The sequence below is a fragment of the Caldisericum sp. genome (genome assembly GCA_022759145.1).
Taxonomy (GTDB): Bacteria; Caldisericota; Caldisericia; order Caldisericales; family Caldisericaceae; genus Caldisericum.
The window spans coordinates 1-3,098 of record JAEMPV010000001.1; the positions used below are offsets into that span (position 1 = coordinate 1).

General features: G+C 37.2%; 4 protein-coding genes. All 4 read left to right on the forward strand.

Annotated features, from left to right (window positions below; genetic code table 11):
• Positions 1-106: 106 nt before the first annotated feature.
• A complete protein-coding gene (locus JHC30_00005) occupies positions 107-403 on the forward strand; it encodes a hypothetical protein (GenBank protein MCI4462552.1) in 297 nt (98 codons plus the stop codon).
• Between the two features lie 78 nt (positions 404-481).
• Positions 482-760, forward strand: coding sequence for a hypothetical protein (locus JHC30_00010; GenBank protein MCI4462553.1), 279 nt, complete (start codon positions 482-484; stop codon positions 758-760).
• Positions 684-1,256 (forward strand): hypothetical protein, encoded by a 573-nt coding sequence (locus JHC30_00015; protein MCI4462554.1) that lies wholly within the window; start codon positions 684-686, stop codon positions 1,254-1,256. The genes JHC30_00010 and JHC30_00015 overlap by 77 nt, the downstream gene beginning before the upstream one ends.
• The coding region (locus JHC30_00020) for a hypothetical protein (protein MCI4462555.1) at positions 1,219-3,098 on the forward strand (1,880 nt) is incomplete at its 3' end. The genes JHC30_00015 and JHC30_00020, both read left to right, overlap by 38 nt.

Below are 3,098 nucleotides of genomic sequence, written 5' to 3' on the forward strand. Positions count from 1 at the left end.
GTTTTCCTCGATTGTCGAATATGTCCTCGAGAAGATAATAGAAGAGAACATTTAGTTTTTTGTTTGACTTTTTTAGCTCAGTAATATAATGTTCTTGAGGTGGAGGATGAAAAAAATCACCATATTTTTAGTTTTGATTGCACTATTATTTCCTGATGTAACTTTTGGTAAAACGCTTTATTGGGAATCCCTTCTATCAAAACAGAGCCTTGTTTCGTCTTCAAGCTACTTTAGTCCTGTAAACAGTGTTGAGGTCGACCCTCAAAACACTGATATTATTTACCTTGCAACCTGGGGCAAAGGCGTTCTTAAAAGTAGCGACGGTGGGAAACATTTTAACCCGATGAATGACGGTCTTAGCGAACTGAATACGTACACCGTAAAACTTAACCCAATGGATTAAAATGTCATATATGTAGGTACTGCAACAGGTCTCTTTGTTTCATATGATGCAGGAAAGAACTTTAGCCTCCTTGGTGATATGAGGCTTAATGTAACAAGCATTGAGTTTGGAGGAGATTCGCTATACGCAGGCGTCCTAAACAACGGCATTAATGCAGGGCTTTACAGGTTTTACCAGAATAAATGGGTTGAAATTGGGCTTGAAGACAAAGATGTTTTAACAATAGCAAGATTAAATAATTCTACACTCCTTGTGGGCACATCCGACGGACTCTATTCATTTGAAGAAAAAAACTCTTTCCTTCAAATTTCTTGGCTTTCAGAGCTCCACTGTAAACAGTATTTCAATTTCAAGTAAAAAGATAGCGATAGGGACATCGGATGGCGTTTATATAAGCGATATAGATCCTATTTATTTTGTAAACCCAACGAACATAAGCCCTTTACTTACCTCAGGCAATTTTCTTGCAACATATTTTTACAGAGACAATCCATATAGAGTAATCGTTGGGAAAAACGATGGCTCTCTTTATAGAATTGACCTTGAGAAGGGAACTTTTGAGAAACTTAAGATAAGAGCAAACTCCATATATTCTATTTATATTTCTTGTGATGGGAGAATTTTTGTAGGGACAGAGAGTGCACTCCTATGGTCGGATAATGATGGCCAATCATTCAAAGGATTTGCTTCACGTGTTTTCGGTGGTGATATGGAGGTTGACCCAAATAATCCATCGATTATTTATGTTGGTTCTGATAGCGGACTTCTTAAGAGTATTGATGGTGGTTCAAGTTTTGTAAATGTTGGTTTCATAAATGGGAGGTTTTTCTATTGGAATAAATCCCGAAAATAGCAAAGAAATATTTGTTGGGACAAATTTTGGACTGTTTAAGTCGGTTGATTATGGTGAAAACTTTTCTGAGATTAAATATTTTTCTGGGTATTCTGTGACTATAGTTACCGTTGTACCAAAAACGCAAATGATTTTTGTAGGTACTGATTTGGGATTGTTTGTTTCAAAAGACGATGGGGCTTCATGGCAAAGAATTTTGACCCTAAAGGATGGTGATTTTGTCCTTTATATTGCATACGACCCGGTTGATCCTAAAACAGCATATGTTGCAACTTTCCTGGACGGCATTTATAAGACAGTTGATGCAGGAGCGACCTTCCAATACCTTGGTTATGATGACCTTATAATCTCTTCAATTTCCATATGCAGGAGCAATCCAAATGTCCTATATGTTTCAACTCTTGGGAACATATATGTAAGTTCAGATGGTGGAAAAACATTAACAAAAACATTTAACATATCGGCAGACTCGCAAGGCGCCTATATTTTCAAGCAGATTGTTGTTAATCCCAATGACCCTAATTTAGCGTTTGCAGTTGGCGACCTTGTTGTTTATGGGATAAACAGGGTAACTGGATTACCCGAGGTACTCTACGATGAACCAGTGCTTTATATGACCAAAGATATGGGTAAAAATTGGGAAAAACTTGACGTTCCAAATACTATCGAATCAAATAATGCAATTTATTATGATGAAAAAAGTAATACTGCACTAATTTTAACTGGCATTGGTGTCCTTCACTATGACTTTTCAAAAATGAAATACTGGTTTTACTCGGAAGGGTTTCCTGAAGAAAATACAAAGGTTGTGAGATTTTTTAATGATACCCTTTTTGTGGGAACCTCCTCAGGGGATGTTGGTAAAAGTAGCGACAATGGACAAACCTTCGAGTTCCATGCAAAATTTGATGTGCCGATACTTTGCCTTTTAGAAAGCCCCACAGATCCAAATGTGATCTATGCGGGCACATCTTTGGGTTTGCTATACTCGACTGATTTTGGCTCGACTTTTAAAAGATATTTTTCAGATACAGTATACGCAGTTACGGGATTTAGTTATCAGGGAAAAGATATCATATTTTTAGGGACTGATGCGGGGATATTAAGAATTGAAGGCTCGCTTGATTCATTTACAAAAATCTATGATGGCACCTGCTCCGCCCTCTTTTATGGAGATAACAAACTATATGCTGGCACGGATAAGGGTCTTGTTGTATCAAAGGATCTTGAAAACTTTGAGGTTGTAAAGGAAATTAGTTCTACAATCAAAACGATTAATGTCTTTGATGGAAAACTCTTTGTTGGGACAAATAGCGGTCTTTATATAATTGAAGGTGATTCATCCAATCTAATTCTGAGTGACTCTGTAATTTTCGATATGATTGAGGTTAATGGCATTATCTATCTTGCAACGGATAGCGGAGTTTTATTTTTAAATAAGGACTTTTCTTATACAGCAATAAATAATGGGCTTACAAGTTATTATGCAACCTCAATTGCAGAAACAAAAAGCGGGGAAATTTTCCTTGGGACTGATGGCGGTGGGATTTACCGACTTGAAAGTGTTGCAGTCCTTAAAGTTAAAGAGCCATCCGGAGGGGAAATTGAGCCATCAGGAGAGTTTGAGATGTCGCCTTATGATGAAAAGGATTTTATAGTTACACCATTTCCAGGTTTTAAACTTAAGGATATATTTTTAAACAAAGTTTCGATATTATCAACCGCTAAAGACCTCGGTAATGGTTCTTATGTTGTTAAAGTCTCGGGCATAGATGATGATTCTGCGCTTGAGGCAACTTTCGAACCAATCACATTTGTGATCACCGTTTCGGCAGGATCGGG

What these genes read in the sequence shown, in the direction of transcription:
- JHC30_00010 (MCI4462553.1), top strand. Translation starts at nt 482, where the DNA reads ATGAGGCTTAATGTAACAAGCATTGAGTTTGGAGGAGATTCGCTATAC.
- JHC30_00005 (MCI4462552.1), top strand. Translation starts at nt 107, where the DNA reads ATGAAAAAAATCACCATATTTTTAGTTTTGATTGCACTATTATTTCCT.